Annotated in this window: 17 protein-coding genes; 3 read left to right on the plus strand and 14 right to left on the minus strand. The window is 45.8% G+C overall.

Annotation, left to right across the window (positions count from 1 at the left end; genetic code table 11):
• Positions 1–13: 13 nt before the first annotated feature.
• Genes AC1XUE_RS14170 through AC1XUE_RS14200 form a run of 7 tightly spaced genes read right to left on the minus strand, consistent with a single transcriptional unit; the run spans position 14 to position 11,082 of the window.
• The gene (locus AC1XUE_RS14170; protein WP_483356635.1) at positions 14–1,342 is read right to left on the minus strand and encodes a hypothetical protein; all 1,329 of its coding nucleotides are present in this window, start codon (positions 1,340–1,342) and stop codon (positions 14–16) included.
• Between the two features lie 35 nt (positions 1,343–1,377).
• Positions 1,378–2,343, minus strand: coding sequence for an amidohydrolase family protein (locus tag AC1XUE_RS14175; RefSeq protein WP_483356636.1), 966 nt, complete (start codon positions 2,341–2,343; stop codon positions 1,378–1,380).
• A gap of 12 nt (positions 2,344–2,355) precedes the next feature.
• Positions 2,356–3,726, minus strand: coding sequence for a neutral/alkaline non-lysosomal ceramidase N-terminal domain-containing protein (locus tag AC1XUE_RS14180; RefSeq protein ID WP_483356637.1), 1,371 nt, complete (start codon positions 3,724–3,726; stop codon positions 2,356–2,358).
• Positions 3,723–5,114, minus strand: a complete 1,392-nt coding sequence (locus AC1XUE_RS14185) for a DegT/DnrJ/EryC1/StrS family aminotransferase (protein ID WP_483356638.1) — start codon at positions 5,112–5,114, stop codon at positions 3,723–3,725. The genes AC1XUE_RS14180 and AC1XUE_RS14185 overlap by 4 nt, the downstream gene beginning before the upstream one ends.
• Before the next feature lie 23 nt (positions 5,115–5,137).
• Positions 5,138–6,064 (minus strand): DUF5017 domain-containing protein, encoded by a 927-nt coding sequence (locus AC1XUE_RS14190; protein ID WP_483356639.1) that lies wholly within the window; start codon positions 6,062–6,064, stop codon positions 5,138–5,140.
• A gap of 23 nt (positions 6,065–6,087) precedes the next feature.
• Positions 6,088–7,908 carry a RagB/SusD family nutrient uptake outer membrane protein gene (locus AC1XUE_RS14195; RefSeq protein WP_483356640.1) on the minus strand — a complete coding sequence of 607 codons (1,821 nt, stop codon included), beginning with the start codon at positions 7,906–7,908 and terminating at the stop codon, positions 6,088–6,090.
• A gap of 21 nt (positions 7,909–7,929) precedes the next feature.
• The gene (locus AC1XUE_RS14200) at positions 7,930–11,082 is read right to left on the minus strand and encodes a SusC/RagA family TonB-linked outer membrane protein (protein WP_483356641.1); all 3,153 of its coding nucleotides are present in this window, start codon (positions 11,080–11,082) and stop codon (positions 7,930–7,932) included.
• Between the two features lie 882 nt (positions 11,083–11,964).
• Between AC1XUE_RS14200 and AC1XUE_RS14205 the strand changes: the two genes are divergently transcribed.
• From AC1XUE_RS14205 to AC1XUE_RS14215, 3 genes are all read left to right on the plus strand, one after another.
• Positions 11,965–12,969: a Gfo/Idh/MocA family protein gene (locus tag AC1XUE_RS14205; RefSeq protein WP_483356642.1), complete on the plus strand. Its 1,005-nt coding sequence runs from the start codon at positions 11,965–11,967 to the stop codon at positions 12,967–12,969.
• Between the two features lie 134 nt (positions 12,970–13,103).
• A complete protein-coding gene (locus AC1XUE_RS14210) occupies positions 13,104–14,423 on the plus strand; it encodes a sugar MFS transporter (protein ID WP_483356643.1) in 1,320 nt (439 codons plus the stop codon).
• Between the two features lie 79 nt (positions 14,424–14,502).
• Positions 14,503–15,282, plus strand: coding sequence for a glucosamine-6-phosphate deaminase (locus tag AC1XUE_RS14215; protein ID WP_483356644.1), 780 nt, complete (start codon positions 14,503–14,505; stop codon positions 15,280–15,282).
• Positions 15,283–15,322: 40 nt separating this feature from the next.
• Here the strand turns inward: AC1XUE_RS14215 and AC1XUE_RS14220 are convergent, their stop codons facing one another.
• The 7 genes from AC1XUE_RS14220 to AC1XUE_RS14250 form a co-directional block, all read right to left on the minus strand.
• Positions 15,323–16,606, minus strand: coding sequence for a sensor histidine kinase (locus AC1XUE_RS14220; RefSeq protein ID WP_483356645.1), 1,284 nt, complete (start codon positions 16,604–16,606; stop codon positions 15,323–15,325).
• 8 nt (positions 16,607–16,614) lie between these two features.
• A complete protein-coding gene (locus AC1XUE_RS14225) occupies positions 16,615–16,941 on the minus strand; it encodes a circadian clock KaiB family protein (protein WP_483356646.1) in 327 nt (108 codons plus the stop codon).
• Positions 16,938–17,258, minus strand: a complete 321-nt coding sequence (locus AC1XUE_RS14230) for a circadian clock KaiB family protein (RefSeq protein WP_483356647.1) — start codon at positions 17,256–17,258, stop codon at positions 16,938–16,940. Before AC1XUE_RS14230 ends, AC1XUE_RS14225 begins: the two co-directional genes overlap by 4 nt.
• Positions 17,255–18,955, minus strand: coding sequence for a circadian clock protein KaiC (gene kaiC, locus AC1XUE_RS14235; protein ID WP_483356648.1), 1,701 nt, complete (start codon positions 18,953–18,955; stop codon positions 17,255–17,257). The genes AC1XUE_RS14230 and kaiC overlap by 4 nt, the downstream gene beginning before the upstream one ends.
• Positions 18,956–18,980: 25 nt before the next feature.
• Complete coding sequence (locus tag AC1XUE_RS14240; protein WP_483356649.1) at positions 18,981–19,493, minus strand: response regulator; 513 nt, start codon at positions 19,491–19,493, stop codon at positions 18,981–18,983.
• Between the two features lie 84 nt (positions 19,494–19,577).
• Positions 19,578–19,964 carry a YidH family protein gene (locus tag AC1XUE_RS14245; RefSeq protein WP_483356650.1) on the minus strand — a complete coding sequence of 129 codons (387 nt, stop codon included), beginning with the start codon at positions 19,962–19,964 and terminating at the stop codon, positions 19,578–19,580.
• 160 nt (positions 19,965–20,124) lie between these two features.
• Complete coding sequence (locus AC1XUE_RS14250; protein ID WP_483356651.1) at positions 20,125–20,556, minus strand: hypothetical protein; 432 nt, start codon at positions 20,554–20,556, stop codon at positions 20,125–20,127.
• Positions 20,557–20,915: the final 359 nt, after the last annotated feature.

Here is a 20,915-nt window from a genome sequence, read left to right on the forward strand (position 1 = left end):
GTTTGGGGATTGATCAGGAATTGGTAAACGGATTGGGAATTTTGATCAGATCCTGGATCTCATTGCCCTGATGATCAAATCTGGCCAGTGTATAAACACAGCCGTCTGCCCCGATAGCAATTGAGTTTACATAGGTTGGCCTTGAACCATCCGGATAGAAGACCGGTCCGTGATCTGTGTAGCTGTTAGTAGGGATATGATACGTAACCAGATGCAGGTTTTCCAGGCCCTTGGCAGCACCCTTAGCGATCTGATCCGCCCCTTTTACGCGCTTGCCATCAATGTAAATCGGTCCTCCGGTCAGGTAATAAATAGTTTCCCCATCTGGCCCGGGCTGAAATCCCAGATAACCATAACTAAACTGATCAAACATCCCACTTTTCTTTGAAGGAGCAGAAGCAATGCGGTCGACGATTTCAATCTCAAGTTTTAACGGATCAAACCGGAAAAGGTAGCCCGAGTTTCCATGTACACCATAAGCGGCTTGCTGGCCTTCATGCCAGAAAATTTTCCGCCAGTTGTAACCCATTGAACCCGGACGCGTCGGATCGTATTCCCCGAAGTAATCCAGTCGCAGATCGATCCCTTCCAGTTTTTTAAATGAATCCATACCCGGCTGGTAATACAGGATATCACCTTCTCCGGTTGAGAAATAGACTGTACTGTCCCTGGGATCCACAAACATTGACCGGCAGATTACCCGGTAATCTTCACCCACGATACCGCCTTCACCTTTTCCGCAAGGCAAACCCAGATTTTTTAGCTCACCGGTTGCCAGGTTAAAATCAAGAAAGTAGCCCATCGGCCAGGTCAGCGCATAAATATGTTCACGCTGTTTGTCGATGGTCATCGTCAGCAATCCCTCACCATAGGGCGCCAGCGCCAGATCTTCAAACTCGCCGGTTGTCAGGTCGTAGGAAATAATGTGGCCACCCGGATACAGGTCATAACCTTCGGGAGCATGCTCAGGAAGACGTTCCATGCCATCGATCATTTCATACACCCCGATATGCGTGACGAAATACAATTTGCCATTACTCTCATAAAAACGTACATGGCTTTTTCCCTGAGGAATCGCCTTCTTATATTTTTCCCCGCATATTTCTGTCAGGTCGGCCAAAAAGCTGGTCTTGTCAGTAAGCGGATCATATACGTATATTTTCCCGCCGGTATCGTAGGACTCGGATGAAAGAACATAATAGATCTTCCCGTCACTGGCCGCACTGATCGCATTGTAGGTATCGTGTGCCAGTGCAAAACCGGAATAGTAGGGTGTGGCTACCAGGAATTTATTTTTTGTCTCCTGTAAAGTTTCGAGACTATTATTTGTGATTCGTGTCATTTTAAAGAATTGATTTATTACCTCAGGAAATCTTATTATAATCTGAATAGTTTTTTTGCATTCCCGTAGAGCAACTTCCGCTCAATGGTTTTGGTTGGTGAAAGTTTACGGATCGCAGCGATGGTCTGTGCTCCCTGGCATTTCGGACCATGACCTTCCTTGTCCAGACAGTCGCTGCCGTACAGCAGTTTATCCTGATGGCGTTCCAAAAATCCACGTGCATGCTCCTCGTCGCGGGTCAGCGCATTCAGTCCCGAACCAGCCGACATATCTGCATAAATATTCGGGTAGTCAGACAAAAGCCTGTCTGTCAGTCCGCCGGCGGTTACCTTGCCTTTGGGATAAAGTATGTTCTGATCTTTGTGCTCCTTATCAATATTTGCCCACCAGGTTTGCGCATGTCCGATGAAATTTACTTTGGGATACTTTTCAAGCATTTTATAAAAACGCTCAAAATCATAGTTATACATCGTATGCTGCCAATGCATGAGCACGGGAACGTTGTAGGATTGTGCCAGTTGATATATCTTCTGCATTTCGGTCGAATCACACTCCACTCCGAACTTGGATTCACCGATGATGGGAGCGCCCAGTTTTAGATATTTCTCTATTTCTTTGACAGCATCCGGCAGATCCGGGACTTCATTGGCTCCGAACAGATAAGCTTTCGGATTCGCTTTGGCCAGGTTGTAGCAGGCATCATTGCCGCTGCATTTAGCCTGAAGCCCGTTGGATTCACCTTTGTGCGTAGAAAGTCCGAAAGCCGGTGTTCCTGCTGGAAGCAAAATGGTGGTGGTAACGCCCATGGCCAACTGATGTGCAAGCAGCTGATCGTTGGTGCGGCCCATGTAATCAGTATGCTGGTGAATATCGATGATCGGTTCAGCGGCGGGCTTTGAACTACCTACTTTCAAATCAAAAGCAGCCGTTGCCAGCAGCACACCTGTACCTGCCAGAAAACCTCTGCGCGAAACCGATGCCGGTATTTTTGTTTCCTTCATTCTAAATAAAAGTTAAGGCGCTTTCACACCTGCTTGTTCTGCAACTTTCTTTACTTCCGATAAAATAGTCTCCTCAATGGACGCATGCCAGGGCCCCGGCATGCCATATACCATTTGCGAAGTAGCACCTTCATAACCTCCTTCACGCAAGATGGTCGCGGAAGGAATGTAGCCCATCACATCATTGGCATAACCCATCACAAATATATTCAGACCAAAAAGTTGCCTGATCTTGATTCCATATTCGACGACCAGTTCTCCACCTAAAGCCAACAGCGGCTGACCGCCCAGACTCCATACCTGAACTGGGTAAGGATAACTCACAGGAACATTTTCACCACGTTTTTGTTTTTCCAGCATACGACTGGCCCAGCGCTTGTAGTAGGGTACTTTTGATTCGTTTGCCATCGTCGTAAGTTCTTTCTCAGAAGGAAGTGCTGTCAGCAAAAGATCTGCTTCCGAATAGGCCATGGAAAGATTTGCTTCCAAAGGTTTCATTTGCTCTTCCAGCACCCGCTGTACGGCGGCGGCCAGCTCCTTTCCATACTGTCTGGCCAGCGCGACCGAGCCGCGTGGAAGCGGATTCTGGTCTGCTCCGGCCCCCTGAAAAAACATCGCCTGCACGCCGGGATTAGCCTTTTCAAGTTCCAGCTGCGCAAATCCTACGTAATCTCCCGAAAACTGATAACCGTCCAAAACGACCGGGTGACAGGCATAACTAAAAATGACTGCCTTTAACTTCCCCTCGCTGTTCAGAAGTTTGATCACCGGCACTGCGTAATCATTCGGACCATTCAGATCGGTTACCTTGGTTAAAGTGGCGACAGGATTATTTCTTCGGTTGACCTGAAAACGGGTAACGCCGCTTTCGGCATGTAGCGTTACCTTCTCCATTTTTTTGAATGCATCCCCTGCGAGTTGGATCAGCTGTTTTTCCAGCAATCTTGAATAATGACTGATCCTGGCGGTTTGCGCTTCGTCCAACGGATAAATATCGGTAAGCGCATTTTCGAGTACCGGGCCTGAATGCGTATGCGATGTACTGAGCATCACCTGCTCTTTGCCAAGACCATATTTTGCTTTGATCTGATCGCGCACATGATCTGAAATGGCTTTTGGAATTCCGACCAAATCCATGGTGATCATCAGCGCCTTTTTTCCAGAGACGTCTTCCAATGCGACCGCTTTCGCCCATAAATCGTGCAAAGTGCCCTCAGACGGATGATTACGCGAAGCAAACCCGCCCATCCACATGGGTTGAGTAGGCGTAATGACCGTTTTGGCGACACCGGCCTTCCAGCCTTTTTGTGTACTTTGTCCCAATACGTCAGTAGCTAAAACCAGCAGAAACAGCAGCCCGAAAACCATTTTGTGTATCCTCATTTCTGACTCTGCTTTTTGATCTGCTCTGCGTTTTGATGCACTTTCTCAATCGCAGAAGCAATCGCATCCATATCCTGACGTGATCCTAAAAGCATGTTCTGGGTAAACCAAACCGCTTCCGTGCACAGTTTATCATTTTGAGGACAGCTGTTGCGCTCATTGTATTTCTTTATATCCAGAAGTTCCCTGGGATAAACCTTCTGGTACGCTTTGCTTTGAAAAGTATCGTTGAGAAAAGCCTGCGTATTCAGGACCGCGTAACCCGATGAGCACGGAATGTCTTCCGCACGCAGTGCTTTCAGGAAATTTTCTCTTGATAAACCCTTGAAACCTTCGGGATTGTAGCGGAATGGGAAAAGATGAAATGCCCCTCTTGTCACTTTATTATAAAGCTCATAAGGCATGATGCCGGGAATATCCTTGATCTTCGATTTCAGATACGCCGCATTTTCATTGCGGGTTGTGGTTTGTGCATCCAGCCTTTTAAGTTGCGCCAGACCGATCGCTGCCTGGTACTCAGTCCACCGGAGTTTGGTTCCCTGCATCACCGCGCCGGTACTCACTGCGCCCACGGCCGTTCCGTATGGATTTCCGAAATTGCAGTAAGAAAAAGATCGGTCCATGAAAGCATCGTCGTTACTGACAATGGCGCCGCCTTCACCAATCGCCAAATTCTTCGAATTTTGGAAACTGAAACAACCTGCATTGCCTATGCTGCCCACTTTCTTGCCGCTGTACTCGGCCAGATGTGCCTGACAGGCATCTTCGATCACAATCAGATTGTGCTTTTTGGCAATGGCCATGATCGGATCCATATCTGCCGGCAGCCCCAAAATGTGAACCGGAATAATGGCTTTTGTCCGGGACGTGATCTTGGCTTCTATTTTTGACGGATCCATTTGAAAAGTTTTTGGATCCACATCCACAAATACGGGAAGCGCGCCGTTACTCAGCACAGCCGTAACTGTGGCGATAAAGGTATACGGAGGCACAAGCACCTCATCGCCAGCCTCTATGCCAAACTGAGAGATGGCCGTAACGAGTGCATTTGTACCATTGACAACCGTCAGACAGCGTTTGGTGCCAACAGCATCACCCCACTGTTTTTCAAAATCACGCACGACATCACCACGCGACCAGATGCCGCTTCTGACCACTTCGATGAGCTGTTTCTCATCTGTCTGTGGATTCCACTGCGGCCATTTGGGCCAGCTGAGCTTACTCCATGCAGACGACCCGCCCAGTACGGCTGGTATCGCATGTTTTGATATCTGACCTGCGAACAGCGGCGCCGACAAACCGGATGCAACAGCGGTACCCAGACCAGCCAGTGCATTTCGTTTGATAAATTCCCTTCTGGAAACTTGTTTGCTTTCGTTATTTTTCATGAAGAATCTGGATAATGAATTTCTTACTCTGCAATCTTGACATCAACCTGTTTTACAACCACTTTACTTGCATTGACATTGGCATTCTGCGCTACGAAATAAGCTTTGTATGTACCTGCTTTTGCATAAGTATAAGTGTAGCTGTCTAGTTTTGTACTGGTAACTCCTTTAATCGCAACCGGTCTGTCGGGCCCCACATTGACACTTTCCCAATTGATGGGCGCGCTGATCGCCCAATGTTCGGACGCAGGATCATTTGCGGCAGTAAACGTATTGCCAAGCAGCGTAATTCTGCTGGTAGTTGCAGTCGACCGCGCGGGTGATGTTTTTGCATTTTCATCAATAATTCTCATCCCGGCAGTGAACATGTCTAACGAAGTGACATTGCCAACTGCGGTCACACTCTGATAGGTAATTCCCTGCACCATCCATGTTCGGGCGTCGCCGTTTGCTGTCTGCGGTTTGGTCGTATACTTAAATGCGAGATACAAAGGCTTGCCCGGAACGAGCAGATCTGTTACATCTTTGGCAGTTGAAGCTGTGAATGCGGTGGTCGTTCCGAGCGTAAACCTTGAAGTAATGTCTGTCCAGCTTGCCTTTTTTACCTCGGCGATATCGCTGTAATCACCGCTAAAATTGCTTGATGCCATGACGGCAAACTGATTGGCTTGCGTGCCTCCGGAAACAGCTGAGGTAAAAGCCAATGTACCGCCAGTGGCTTTTTCAGTCCGGCCGTCTTTCGATTCATATTGTTTTAAAGGTTCACCGGAATAAAACGAGATCAGCCCTGCGTCGCCGGTGAGTTTAAAAGTTACCGGCGATCCCTTTTTAAATTCAGCATTCAAAGGCTCAACATTGAAGTCAGGGGTGCCGCCATTCAAAACGAGATCATTCTTACAGGCCGACAAAATCAGGCAGCCCAGCAATAAACTATATGGTATGTATTTCATAAATCTGTTCGTTTGAGCGTTCATTAATTCCAGCCTTCATTCTGAACCATAGCCCGGTTCAGGGTCAATTCTTTCGTTGGTATCGGCCAGACATTGTGGCGGTCGCTTACAGCACGAAAACGTTCCAAATAGGTTGGCGTACCTACATCCCGCATAATGTCGTCTGCTACCTGACGCATGGCCTGCACAAAAATGCCCCAACGGATCAGATCGTGTTTGCGAAGACCTTCCTGATTGAATTCACGCAGTCTTTCGTCCTGAATAAAGCGGAGAAAACTTTCTTTTGAAGTGGTCGCGCCCGCAGGCATATCAGCCTCTGCGGCAGAGAAAATAGTGGCCGTTGCCATAGCACCACTTCCGCCTCCGCCACTAAAACTAATGCTAGGCACAGCCGTAAAACTTCCGTTTTTCACACCCGTCACCGCATCTGGTGCAAATACAATCCCAGTTACCTTGCCATCTGCAATGGTGGCTGTCGCCTGCGCATCGGATCCGCCACTGATCAACACGGTAGGCGCACTCGTATACCCCGCACCTGCATTTGAAACAGTCACTGATTTAATGCCCGTCGACCAGGCACGGCGCCTGACCTGATTGACTGCCTGAATGGCTTCCTGGGTCGGTCCGTTGATTTGATTGATGGCTTCGGCATACATGAGCAGGATGTCAGCATAGCGCAGGATCGGCCAGTTCTGAGGACTTGAATTAGCATTTTGCGGCAGTAGTGTTTCATATTCACGTCGATACTTGCCTGTATTTTTGAGATACACACCTGCCTGAGTAGGCTCAGCTACAAATGTTTTTGCTCCCCTTTCCCCAGTCGTGTTATACGTGAAATTCGGAATGCTCCAGTATTTGCGCAGATCTGCGGATTCGAAAGCATTGTAAAGCTTACCGGTAACATTCAGATAAGCCACACTGGTACCCGTGTTCGGATTTGCAGATGAAGGGCCGTTGATACGTGCATTATTTCCAGCCATAGAATAAGCATCAAAGCTATTGCCCCAGAATTCTGCTTCCCAAATACTTTCTTTAAGGTCATACTCATCCCTGGCAATTTTGATGAAAATATCCGAATATTTGGGATTGAGCTGATGGGCTGCCGCAGCGTCGTCGATGACCATCTTACACCATTTCCTGGCTTCCTCGTATTTGCTTGCATCATTTAAAGGGCTTCCGGCCATGTGCATATTTACTCTTGCCAGCAAACCCCTTACGGCAGACTTATTGACCCGGCCGGATGAGCCGCCTACCTGAATAGCAGCAACAAGTGCTTCTGCTTCTGTCATGTCTTTGATCACCTGATCATATACTTCCTTCACAGAAGCCCGTGGCACTTCCACCGCATCCACAGATGAAGTGGGCTGTGTCAGAACCGGTACACCACCAAAACTTTGTACGAGCAGGAAATGATAAAACCCTCTCAGAAACAATACTTCTCCTCGAATTCTGTCTCTGACCTCTATTTTTATAGCCTGGTTATTGTCGATATTCTGCAAAAGCAGATTAGCTCTTGATATACCGCTGTAACATCCCGTCCAAAAAGCCTCAATGGTCGTATTGGTCGCTGTGTAGTCGTAGGTAAACGGATAGTTGATCAATGTGGGCCTGTTGATATAGGCCTCATCCGCTTCAAAGCCATTCAGGTAAACAATTCCGCTGCGGTACAATCCTACATGGGAAAGAATATTGTATACGCCTGCCTTGGCTGCTTCCAGCTCTGCTTCAGACTGATAGTAATTGGCAGGAGCCAGAAAATCTGTAGGCGTCGTAGACAGGAACTCATTACATGAACTCAGAGTGAGCGTGAATCCCAGGATCAGTAAATAATATATCTTTTTCATGAACTTGATGCGATGATTGGTTTAAAATGTAGCGTTGATGCCAAACATGACCGTTCTTGCTTGTGGATAGGCCGAGAAGTCAAAGCCTGGCGTCAATACCGAATTCCGCGCAGAGACTTCCGGATCCAGACCTGTATACCTGGTCCATGTCAACAGATTCTGCCCTGACAAATTCAGCGTGATATCAGACACAGCCAGTTTACTGACCAATCGTTTAGGGATACTGTAGCCCAATGAAACGGTTTTCAAACGCAGATAGGAGCCATCTTCCAAGACACGGGAAGAGTGGTAACCAATTGGTCCGTGCCCTCCGGTTCTGTAATTTTTATTGGTTTGATTCTCCGGCGACCAGCGGTTGCTATAGCTGGCGTATTGATTTAACTCGTGACGGGCGTTGCTGTTGCCTTCAAAAGTCAGACGGTTTGCATTGTAGATCTGGTTACCATAAGACCACTGCAGAAACGCATTCAAACTAAATCCCTTGTAGACAAAGTTGTTTGAAAAACCACCTGTGTGAATCGGCTGTCCGCGGCCGATCACCATCATATCCTGACTGTTGACCACACCATCTCCATTGGCATCCCGGTATTTGATATCACCCGGCTGAATCGTATTTCGGGTATTACCATTGGTTGGAATTTCATTTTTCAACACATAGGTGCCCGGTGCAGGATTATTGAAGTCTGCGTATTGGTACACACCGTCAAAAACATAGCCGTAAAACATACCCGCAGGCTGGCCGATGGCAGACACATACAACGGAGAGGAGAACTGCGATTCAAATGAAACTGCGTTTTGCAAGAGCTGCTGGCCCTGTGTCAGTTCAAGTATTGTATTTTTGTTAAAACTGATATTAAAACTGCTGCGCCAGCTGAAATTCTTTGCAGCAATATTGACCGTACTCACGCTGAACTCAATTCCTTCATTTTTGAGTTTGCCAATATTTTTGAAAGCGGAACCAAAGCCGGTTGTAGGCGGTAAATCCGCGCGCAAAAGCAGATCATTTGTCACTTTCCGGTACAGGTCCACAGTCAGTTCAACTCTGTTGCCAAACAGCCCAAGGTCATAGCCAATATCGGTCTGGGTTGTTTTTTCCCATCTCAGGTCGCCATTAGCGATATTTGCCGGATTGATCGCTGCGGTAGGCGTAGCATTATCATAGGAATAACCATTGATTGTCTGGGTTAACCGCTCTGTCCAGTCAAAATCCCCTACCCGGTTGTTTCCGGTAATCCCATAGCTGAATCTGAGTTTTGAATTGGAAATCGAAGTGAGCGACTTCATGAAATTTTCATTGGACATATTCCAGGCGACGGCTGCGGACGGGAAGTAGCCCCAGCGGTTTTTCGGCGCAAACTTCGAGGATCCGTCACCGCGAAACGTAACGGTGAGCAGGTATTTGGATTGGTAGTTATAATTGGCACGGCCGAAAAAGGAAGCAAGTGTATTCTGACCCGAATAAGCACTTCCTGAAAAAGGAACGCCTTCGTCTAGACCACTCATGACCAGTGATTCGTTTGGCAAATTTTGTGCGGCATAGCCGTAGCCTTCCGATCTTGACTTTTGAAAAGATAGCCCGCCTACCAGATTCAAATTGCTTTGGGATGAAAAATCTTTGTTATAGGTCAATGTATTTTCACTTGACATTACATTGGCTTCTGCATAACTGACCGATCCGTTGACACCCCGCAAATTGTTCGGATTCAGCGGGCTGCCCTGCGGTGTGTTCGAATTGTAATAACGATCGGCCCTGCTCAGTCGGCTATTGGCAATTCCGGTCAATCTCAGCGTGAGATAATCCGTAATATTAAAGCTCAGATAGGCATTGGCGGTCAGGTCAGTTGAGACGTCTTTGGTATAATCGTTTCTAACTGTGATCAGCGGATTAAGACGAACGTCAGAGGCGGTGATATTATCCGGGTCTGCAATTTCTTCAACAAGATTATATCCGTTTCCTGAAAGCGGACGGTAAGCCCATACCCTGAACCACAAATACGTGGACATGGAGTTGGATGCCGGATTGGAAGCCACCGGCTGACCGAATGTATTCATCTTGCTATAGTTAACCGTCAAACCGGTTTTAACCTTGCTGTTAATTTCCTGGTCAATGGTAAACCGGCCCTGGTAACGCCCATACTTGGTATTGGTTACCACGCCTTTCTGGTCAACAAATGAACCGGATACGGCATATTGCGTTTTATCTGTTCCTCCTCTGATAGCAATATTGTTGATAGACATCGCCCCTTTGCGAAGCACTTCATCCTGCCAGTCCACTGCTTGCTCATTTCGGTAGAATTCCAGATCTCGTCCGTCTGTAAAATATTTCTGCGCCGTAACCTCGGGCCTGCGCTCATACTGGTATTTGATGAATTCATAGGGATTCATCATATCAATCGTTTTGCGTACTTCCTGAAAGCCATAGGAAGAATTCAGGGTAATAACTGGTTTGCCACTCTTTCCTCTCTTGGTTTGGATTACGATCACCCCATTTGCTGCTCTTGAGCCGTAAATAGCAGTGGCCGATGCATCCTTCAAAATGTTCATCGACTCGATTTCATCCGGGTTGATCGCCGCATTATTTGGATTTTCAACCGGAAAGCCATCAATCACATATAAGGGCGAATTATTCTGGGTAAGTGAGTTGGCACCACGTATAATAATATTGGGTGCAGAACCAGGCTGACCATCATTGGAAGATACACGTACACCAGCCACACGACCTGCCAGTGCATCGGAAAATGAAGTAACAGGCGCCTTTACCAGATCTTCTATTTTAACCTGACTGACAGATCCGGTCAAATCGGTTTTACGTACCGATCCATACCCGACCACCAGCACCTCATCCAGGCCTGCATCCGAAACTTTCAGCGCAATCTGCAGATCAGTCCTGTTGTTTACCGGCTCCTGATGCGATTCATATCCGACAAATGAGAACACCAGTATGTCGCTTGCGGCGGCGGATATACTAAACCTGCCGTCTTTATCGCTGGAGGTTCCCGTCGAACTTCCTTTAATGAGCACGTTTGCGCCGGGGATCACTTCACCCGAACGCTCATCCTTGATAACACCTTTCACTTCAACGGATCCCTGCGCGCTCAGCCATCCACTTTTAAAAACAAAAAGCATCAGCAGCAGTAGCACAGCAAACTTCTCAGTACATCGACGTTTTTTCATAAGGGTTTTACTTAGATCATGTTTGCTAAAAATTTAATACAGATGCGGCTATAAGTGTACGTACACGTAAAAATTGTACATTGAGCCCTTTATGGCTTACTTTAAATAATTAAAACCTCGATGGTTCGGATATCAGGTATGTTTTGGCAATTTGATAAAGTGATAGTAGCTATAGCTTCAATTATTCGGAATACGCATTAAGCGCAGCTATTTCAGAATCAAAATTTGAATGACTTTACAATTTGTCTTCGTGTACGTAAACGCAAATATATACAGAAAATATTATTACCAATAAACTTCGCAATTTTTTAATACAAAATTTTACAATGCATACTTATGGCAAGGTTATAGGTATGACTAGATATATAAAGACAGAATTAAGTTCTGAACAGGTCGTCACAATCAGTAATGAATGAGCAGACCGTAGACTGCTGAGATAGACCGTGTCCCTGAATACAAATTATTGTATGCAATCCAACCCAAGGACAGATGACTATCCTTAGGTTGATGTTGTTGATGATGAGCATGCTAAAATTCATGCAACCCGCCTGTTTGCTAAAAGCAAAATGTACTGCTACATTGATGCTACCCGGCACCTATTAATGCAGTATATATACATGTAATCAAAAAGCATTGCCTGCTCCATGGCTTTTACTCATCATGTAACCTACATGTTAGGTCATACAACCCAACCAACAAAATTTAGTATATACATCATAAATAGTTCGCTAAAAGCACTTCACACCTCTATATTTTTACAATTTTGTGTCATTTAAGCAAAACAAATTTTGTACGTCAAAATATGTTGATATATTTGCGGGTACGTACACGAAATTTTCGTGATCACGACTATTCCTAAACACAGCCTTATCTTTCCTATTTATGCAGCCTTTTAGCAGACGTGCATTTCTTCTCACATCAGTAGCAGCCGGCACAGGTCTGGCACTTGCTCATACAGGCCAACTGTTAGCACAACCTCTGGCTGGCAAACGAGTCGGTATCATCGGGCTTGACACTTCGCACAGTATCGCATTTGTAAAAGCGCTCAATGCAGATTCACCCGATGCAGTCTATGATGGCTACAAAGTGGTAGCCGCTTATCCTTATGGTAGTAAAGAAATCGAATCGAGCGCCAAACGGATCCCTGACTACATCCAGCAGGTGCAGGCACTCGGTGTGCAGATTGCAGATTCTATTGAAGAGCTACTGAGCAAAACCGATGTGATCATGCTTGAAACAAATGACGGCAGACTACATCTGCGACAGGCACTGCAGGTTTTCAAATCAGGCAAACGTGTATTTATTGATAAGCCGGTAGCAGGATCCCTATCCGATGCACTTGCTATATATGAAGCATCAAAAAAATACAGCGTTCCGTTCTTTTCTGCATCTTCATTGAGGTATATTACAGGCATCGAAGCCATCGATAAAGCAAAGGTACTGGGTGCAGATACTTTCAGCCCTGCCGTGCTTGAAAAAACACATCCGGATTTTTTCTGGTACGGTATTCACGGTGTGGAGACTTTGTTTACCGCCATGGGTGCAGGATGCAAAACTGTGACGAGGATCCATACTCCTGATACCGATGTCGTCGTCGGGGTTTGGAAAGATGGCCGCACCGGTACCTTCCGTGGAACCAGAACCGGGAAGCATGATTATGGCGGCACTGTCTTCACCCAGGACGGAAACAAAATCTTAGGCCCATACAAGGGCTATCAACCTTTGCTTAAAGCGATCATTACCTACTTTCAGACAGGTCAGATGCCCGTTGCGCCGGAAGAGACCATAGAGATATATGCATTTATGGAAGCGGCCGATGAAAGTAAAAGACTGGGTGGCAAAAGTGTTTCATTAGAGAGCGTTCTGCAGAAAGCAGCAAAAAAATAAAACACGGCACTGCCCCCGACCGGTATGTATCTTATTACAGCAATGCCACTTCGAAATGGGCCGGTTACGGCATGCTGTCAAGCGGAATACATGCGCCCGGTCCCAAAGCCCATAGAACACAACGAGCAAAAAATATGAAACCTGAGACACTTGCCATTAAAGTTGAGGATCTTTCCAAAAAAGAAACAAACCTGTCAATTCTGCTGATCGGTGTGATGTTTTTTATATTTGGATTTATTTCCTGGGTCAATTCCATCCTTATCCCCTATTTTAAAATTGCGTGTGAACTGAGCAGTTTTCAGGCTTACCTGGTGGCATTTGCATTTTATATTGCCTATTTCGTCATGTCAGTCCCTTCCTCGTTTTTACTTAAAAAAGTAGGTTTCAAAAAGGGAATGATGTTTGGGTTCTGGGCGATGGCACTGGGTGCCTTCATTTTCGTACCTGCCGCAATGAGCCGTACGTATGAAATCTTTCTGCTGGGCCTTTTTACAATTGGGATCGGACTGGCCATACTGCAAACTGCCGCAAACCCTTATATTACCATTCTCGGACCTAAACAAAGTGCCGCACAACGCATCAGCATCATGGGGATCTGCAACAAGGCCGCGGGCATACTATCGCCTATCATCTTTGCGGCTGTCATTCTCAAACCTACCGACACAACACTTTTCGCGCAACTGGGCTCGATGACTGACCTGGATAGAAGCGCCGCATTAGACGAGCTCATACGCAGGGTTATTACACCTTATGCTGCATTAGGCACCTTCTTGTTTGTACTGGGCATCCTCGTATACAAATCTCCTCTGCCTGAAATTGATACCGAGCAGGAAAGTGAGCACATTGCCAGTGCGAATGCCAACAAGACCAGCATTTTCCAATTCCCTCACCTGATATTGGGCGCGCTTGCCATTTTCCTGCACGTAGGCACACAGGTGATTGCCATTGATACAATTATCGGCTACGCCAATTCGATGGGCATTGATCTGCTGGAGGCAAAGGTATTTCCCTCCTATACGCTTTTCTGCACGATTTGTGGCTATCTGATCGGGATCACAATTATTCCCAGATGGGTCAGTCAGGTCAATGCGCTGCGTGTATGCACCCTGCTGGGTACCTGTTTTACGTTGCTGATCATTTTCGCGAAAGGACCCGTTGACCTGCTTGGCCATCAAACGGATATCTCTATATGGTTTGTGGTGCTACTTGGGCTTGCCAATTCATTGGTGTGGGCCGGCATATGGCCGCTGGCTCTGGATGACCTGGGCAGATATACCAAACTGGGCGCCTCGATTATGATCATGGGCCTGTGCGGCAATGCCATCATGCCATTATTTTACGGCTATTTTGCTGACCAGCTCGATGTGCGGCAGGCGTATTGGGTGCTTTTTCCCTGCTACCTTTACCTGGTGTTTTATGCCATTAAAGGCCACAAGCTGCGTAGCTGGAGCTAGGTTTGCGTTTTAAAAACGGCATAAGTCCAGCCAGGATTACTACACCTTAACATCATGTAACTATTAAATACGCACTCAAATGCAAGCAGATAAATTAGACATACAAGTCCTGGAATCAAGACAGGAAATGGGCACGCAAGCAGCACATGCTGTAGCAGACAAAATCATAGAATTACAGCAAACAAAAGATTATCTCAACATCGTGTTCGCCTCCGCGCCGTCGCAAAACGAATTTCTGGATGTCTTAAAACAACAGAGCGGGATCGCCTGGGAGAGAATCAATGCATTTCACATGGACGAGTATGTAGGTGTGGCACAGGATGCAGCAGAGAGCTTCGGTCATTTTCTGAAGGTCAGACTCTTTGACCACAAGCCGTTGCGCTCAGTCCATTACTTGAACGGCAGTGCACAGGATGTAGATGCAGAATGCGCGCGTTACAGTCAGCTTTTACTTGACTATCCCATTGACATCGTGTGTTTGGGAATTGGTGAAAATGGTCATTTAGCATTCAATGATCCACATGTTGCTTTTTTTAATGATCCTTTGATCGTGAAACAGGTAGAATTAGATCAGGCCTGCCGCCAGCAACAAGTAAACGACGGATGTTTCCCTGATTTTGACAGCGTTCCAAAAGCTGCATTGACGCTGACGATTCCTACGCTGATGAAAGCTGCTTTTGTATTTTGTATGGTGCCCGGTGAGAAAAAAGCCCAGGCAGTCTACAACACGATCAACGAAAACATTGACCAACAATTTCCATCAACCATTATGCGCCAGCACCCGCATGCAGTTTTGTTTATCGACAACGCATCTGCCTCGCTGCTAGAGGTTGGCAAAATAGCCAAATCACTTTTGTAGATAGTCTCAGGCGAGTTGCTGGGTGCGATTGGGGCTCAGATCAAGAAATCAAATTCTGATGCAATGGCAACAGGATGCTGAATCTGGCTCCGGCTCCCAGCCGACTTTCTGCCATGATGTGACCCGCATGTTTTTCGATGATCTTTCTTGTAACTGAAAGTCCGATACCCGAGCCTTCGTAGCTTTCCTTGGTATTGAGCCTTTCAAAAAGGGAGAATATTTTTTCGTGATATTGCATATCAAAACCAATACCATTGTCCTCCACAACGATGCAATGCATCAATTGATCCGGTAAGGCATCTGCTGTCTGACCAGACTCAGCAAAAATCTTGATGACGGGTGCCTTGTCAGGACTGGCAAATTTGATCGAATTACCAATCAGATTTTGAAATACCTGTTTGATCTGCGAGCGGTTACCTTCGATTTCAGGCAGTGGTCCGATCACCAGCTGCACCCGCTTTTCCTGTATTACAATTTCGTAGTCCTCTTCAATTTCTTTGATAACTTCTCCCAGATCGAACAGCTCCGGATTGACTTGCCCACCGGAAAGCCGGGAATATTTAAGAATATCCTCGACCATTTTTCGCATCCGTAACGAAGATGAGGTTATTTTCCCAAGATAAGTCTTTATCTCCGTATTTGTTTGCTCACCATAAGCTGTTGCGAGAAGATTTGAGAAAATAAGTATTTTCCGCAAAGGTTCCTGCAAATCATGGGAGGCTACAGAGGCAAATTGCTGCAGATCATGATTACTCGCTTCCAGCTGCGCATTGGTCTGTTGGAGACGTGTATTGTTTTCCCGTAGCAGTTTCTGAGTATGTTTTTGGAATGAAAGGTCTGTGATAATGACGCTCAACAGTTCACGGCCATCCAGCTCGAGGGTAGCGACAGACAACTGGCAGGGTATACCGATGCCAGCCTTGATGATCGATAACTCCCTTTTTACATCGCTGGTCCATCCGGATGTGATCATATCTGCAAAATCGGACTGGCAATCTTCAGCAATAAAAGACTCCAGATGCGTACCTACCACGCCGGATAAGGACATGCCCACCATTTCAGCAAACATAGAGTTGCAATAAAGTACTACACCCTGTGCATTGATGGTCACAGCGCCTTCATTCATTTTTTCAATGAAGATCCTGTAGGTTTGATCCGCTGATTTAAGCGTATACAATTGCTGACCTGCGACAGGATCCTTTACAATGATCGCATCTACCTGTCCGGTCCTGATCGCCTCGATGGTATCGTTCAGCTCTTCCAGTTGCACAGATAGTTGTCTGTTTTCTTCCAGAAGCTGCTCGTATGTTTTTTTATTATTCATTTATGGCACTATTCCGTAGTGATACCCAAGCCCAGTAAAACTTTCGCCGTATCAGACATATCGCCTATTAATTTTCTTTCAGGATAGGGGCTGATTTTAACCAGCAGCGGCAGAGCAAGTAACTGATGATCAAAAACCTGATGTTTTTCCTGGTGCACATCAATAATCTGCAAGCTATAATTCCCACTGAGATAGCGCTCACAAATTTCTTTCAGATTTACAATCGCCCTGGTTGAATTCGGCGAAGCACCCGCAACATAAAGCCGAAGCACAAATGCCTGGCTGTCAGCGGGGTCGTGATGCTGATCCTGTGCGTGAGATTCGTCTGCGCTCATCGCAATAGATTAGTCGAGCGAATATCCAGACCAACAAGCACTTTTTCTTCATTTGATAAGTCTCCAATAATCTTTCGAATTGGCTCAGGGACTTTCTTAACCAAAGTCGGAACAGCTAAAATCTGATCACCCTCTGCCAGTTGCGGATGCACCAGCAAATCAATCACTTCGATGGTATACTTACCCTTCAAATGCTCTTCGCAATACTTTTTCAAATTGGAAAGCGCTGCAACCGACCGGGGCGTTTGTCCGGCGATGTAAAGCCTCAGTTCCCATAGTCCATGCGTTGGTTCACTATTGAATTGATCAGCAATCATTGCATATCTCTTTTTTGAGTGAGCTCTTGTCTGTTTTCTTCCATGATACTTTTCTTGAGCTCTTCTTCAATATATGTTTTATTGAGTTCTTCCTGAATTGATTCAAACTCCTCTTGAAGCGAAGCGATCTTGGATTGAAGAACCAGCCTTTTCCGTTCAATCTCTCTGTCCTTACGTGATACCGCATGATCGCGGATCGCCACACCGGTTTTCTCAATGAGCTGCTGGGCTTGACGTGCTGAGCCGGTCAATACACCGTCAGGACCTAAAAATACATCAACGAGTTTTATTCCATCATCCGAGATGATAAATTCTCTTACCTGATTGGAGTGCTTCATCCCACGTGATTTCATGACGTATAGTCCTCTGTTTCGTTCTCCGTTGGACTCGATATCTCTGACCAGCAGCCACGCATCGACCAGCGAAGATACGCCTTCATCGGTTTGCTCTGATTTATTATCAACCAGCGCCAAAGCCGTAAACATCACCGTGATCTGTTTGGACTGCAGATAATCAATCAGTCTTGTGAGTAAACTTTTCACCTCGCTATTGGACCCAACCGTAATCAGATTGGTAATCGGGTCAACGACCACCACCTGTGGTTTTACTTTTTCCACCAGCTTGATCATAGACAGCAAATGAAGTTCAAGTCCGTAAAATGTAGGCCGTGAGGCGCTAAAATGCAGCAGACCTGCATCCACATGTGTTTGCAGATCGATTCCTGTTGATCGCATGTTACGGACAATCTGCTGAGGTGATTCCTCAAATGCAAAAAAGATGCAGCGTCTTCCGTCTACGCATGCCTGGTTTACAAAATTACCGGCAATACTGGTCTTACCCGTACCGGCTGTCCCGGAAACCAGAATGCTGCTGCCTTCGAAAAATCCTTCACCGCCCAGCATTTTATCCAACGAGGGTATTCCCGATGAAATCCTTATTTCAGATACTTCATTGTTGAGCATCAGGGAGGTAACGGGTTGCACTGATATGCCCTCCTCGTCTATCAGAAATGGATATTCATTGGTACCATGTACGGTTCCGCGGTATTTGACAATACGCAGTAAACGAGTAGACACTTTATTCTCTATGCGATGATCCAAAAGAATGACGCAGTCAGAGACATATTCCTCCAGTCCCTGCCGTGTCAGGCTGGCATCACCTCGTTCACCGGTAATGACTGCAGTTACCTGCCTATCCTTGAGCCATTGAAAAAGTCTCCTGAGTTCAGCCCGCAGAATGGCCTGATTATCCAAACCTGAGAAAAGGCTTTCAAGCGTATCCAGAACTACCCTTTTAGCACCAATACTATCAATGGCATATCCCAATCTTATAAAAAGGCCTTCCAGATTATATTCTCCTGTCTCAGCAATCTCACTGCGCTCCACATGCACATGATCGATCTTGATCAGCTTATCCTGTTCAAGCTGTTTCAAATCAAATCCGAGGGAAGCCACGTTCTGTGCCAGTTCCTGTGATTTCTCCTCAAAAGCAACAAACACACCCGGCTCATTGAATTTGCGGGCACCATGTACCAAAAACTCCATAGCCATCAATGTCTTTCCTGAGCCGGCACCACCGCAGATCAGCGTTGGCCTTCCCTGTGGAAAACCACCAAAGGTAATTTGATCCAAACCATCAATACCTGTTTGCGCCTTAGGCAATGTTGGCATATTTAACTTATCAGCTCCGTAACCCATAGAGTTGTCAGCAGGTTTTATTCGATTAAAGTAAGAATTTTGTTTGTATTATCTCAATCAGCTGTCCAAATTCCTGAATAGAATCCGGCTTTTTATATACGGCTGAAACCCCTGCCTGTTGTGCATCATCTTTTAGTTGCTGACTGGGTGAGGTAGAAATAATCACTATTGGAACGGCCATAGCAGCTGGAATCTTATGAATGATCAGCGCCGTTTCCATGCCATTCATTTTTGGCATATTCATATCAACAATGATCAGCGAGGCCTTTCGCTGGGTATGTTCGAGCATCGCAATCAGCTCAATTCCGTTTTCAGCCTCAATTATTTCGGCCTGTATCCTGGCAGAAGTAATGGCATTTTTGATAAAAAAACGATCATCGCTGTCGTCGTCGGCTATAAATATTGCTTTGTTGGAAGTGGGCTCGCTCATTAACAGAATCCTGGAATTGCAAATGCAAACTTTGTCTATACGTTTATCGGTGATCATTTCGCCGGACGCAGGCAAAGTTACGCGAATAATCCAAATAAATTGTCTCACCTATTCCACCGAGTTGTGAGCTATTGCTGCTTCAGAATCATTATAAACTATGGACTATGAGTTAAGGCAATTCAAACGCGTTCATCATACACTTTGCATCAGATAAAACACCAGCACGATACTGATCAACACGATGATACTTGTTAAAATCGTCGTCAGTAAAGTCGAAGGCAGATAGTTACCACCATTGATCTGACTATAAGTTTTACGGTACTGCAAAAATGATAAAACAATTGAGATCACTCCGATAACTACCAATACTATCCCAATTGCAGCCGAATAGCCCCCGGGGGGAATCTTTACAGGCGCTCCCAGAGCCAGCCCGATCTGCTTTACGAACAAAGAAAATTTAACCACTACAAAGCCAAACGCCATAATGCCGATTCCTGTGCGGATCCAGGCCAGGTAAGTTCGTTCGTTGGCCAGATGTTCATTTATTTTGGGGTCAGCATTACGGTTTGGTTGATCCATGTATTCAAATGTTCTTCAATTGGAAAAAATCAGTGCAGAGTCAGTGCGATCTGAAATAATCTGGGCCTATAAGTGAGATCACTCAATAATGCCCGGCTCAGAAATCTTGTAACTCGAATTCTATCATTGCTGTTAAGCGTTATGTATCAATTTACTGACCCTATTTTGTTGTCAGGATAACCTGTCCGTTAGGGTGAGTGATATCCGCCTTATTTTCAGCAGTTATAAAAAAACCTGTTGGTTCGAACGGTGTAGCAGTTTTCAGTTCACTCTTCAATTTTTTTGAAAAGAGCCCAGATGCATTTTTGAGCTGTCCCAGGTTTTTCACTCCGTTACTCCTTGTATTGAGCCATACCACGTACGTATTTCTGGATTCGACAAGTCTGGCAGGATCGGATAAGTTTCTGACCAAAAGATTTACTGCATAATTGTCATTCTTATCTTTTTTAGATTTCACATGGCCCTGAGCAGCAGGAACGATGACAGATTCGGAAAAAGTGAATCTTCTGGAACATGAACATATGGTAAGGACAAAGAAAACAAGAATAGTAAGCGATGCTGCTTTGATATGGGAATTGTGATGCTTCTTCAATTTTGCTAATGTTTAATTAAAATTTGTCTGCCCACATTGAATGAATTTCAGAATGCGGGTATTGTCAAAACCAGAACAGCTATTTTCATGCCAGGACCTGTAAGTCTCATATACAGCTTGCTTTATATCTTTCGCCTGGCCCGCTACTCATCTCACACACCTGTGATCGCAGACAGTTGTCTACAAAATACCAATATCATAGCTGATAGCAGTGGACTAAAGCTGCCAGAGTCAGACAATCAAATATGACCTTTCTTCGGACATGAGCAGAGGCTCCCATGCAAAGAGTGATTTCACATTTAATTCAAAACATCATTTTACACGTTCAAAGACCGTAAATATCTTTATCCGGGTCGCTA

It is taken from the genome of Dyadobacter sp. HNCC25DJ187, assembly GCF_056895255.1.

Coding starts and splice junctions, on each gene's coding strand:
- AC1XUE_RS14215 (WP_483356644.1), top strand. CDS start 14,503: ATGCAAGCAGATAAATTAGACATACAAGTCCTGGAATCAAGACAGGAA.
- AC1XUE_RS14205 (WP_483356642.1), top strand. CDS start 11,965: ATGCAGCCTTTTAGCAGACGTGCATTTCTTCTCACATCAGTAGCAGCC.
- AC1XUE_RS14230 (WP_483356647.1), bottom strand. CDS start 17,258: ATGATTGCTGATCAATTCAATAGTGAACCAACGCATGGACTATGGGAA.
- AC1XUE_RS14210 (WP_483356643.1), top strand. CDS start 13,104: ATGAAACCTGAGACACTTGCCATTAAAGTTGAGGATCTTTCCAAAAAA.
- AC1XUE_RS14225 (WP_483356646.1), bottom strand. CDS start 16,941: ATGAGCGCAGACGAATCTCACGCACAGGATCAGCATCACGACCCCGCT.
- AC1XUE_RS14245 (WP_483356650.1), bottom strand. CDS start 19,964: ATGGATCAACCAAACCGTAATGCTGACCCCAAAATAAATGAACATCTG.
- AC1XUE_RS14200 (WP_483356641.1), bottom strand. CDS start 11,082: ATGAAAAAACGTCGATGTACTGAGAAGTTTGCTGTGCTACTGCTGCTG.
- AC1XUE_RS14170 (WP_483356635.1), bottom strand. CDS start 1,342: ATGACACGAATCACAAATAATAGTCTCGAAACTTTACAGGAGACAAAA.
- kaiC (WP_483356648.1), bottom strand. CDS start 18,955: ATGGGTTACGGAGCTGATAAGTTAAATATGCCAACATTGCCTAAGGCG.
- AC1XUE_RS14190 (WP_483356639.1), bottom strand. CDS start 6,064: ATGAAATACATACCATATAGTTTATTGCTGGGCTGCCTGATTTTGTCG.
- AC1XUE_RS14195 (WP_483356640.1), bottom strand. CDS start 7,908: ATGAAAAAGATATATTATTTACTGATCCTGGGATTCACGCTCACTCTG.
- AC1XUE_RS14180 (WP_483356637.1), bottom strand. CDS start 3,726: ATGAGGATACACAAAATGGTTTTCGGGCTGCTGTTTCTGCTGGTTTTA.
- AC1XUE_RS14185 (WP_483356638.1), bottom strand. CDS start 5,114: ATGAAAAATAACGAAAGCAAACAAGTTTCCAGAAGGGAATTTATCAAA.
- AC1XUE_RS14220 (WP_483356645.1), bottom strand. CDS start 16,606: ATGAATAATAAAAAAACATACGAGCAGCTTCTGGAAGAAAACAGACAA.
- AC1XUE_RS14175 (WP_483356636.1), bottom strand. CDS start 2,343: ATGAAGGAAACAAAAATACCGGCATCGGTTTCGCGCAGAGGTTTTCTG.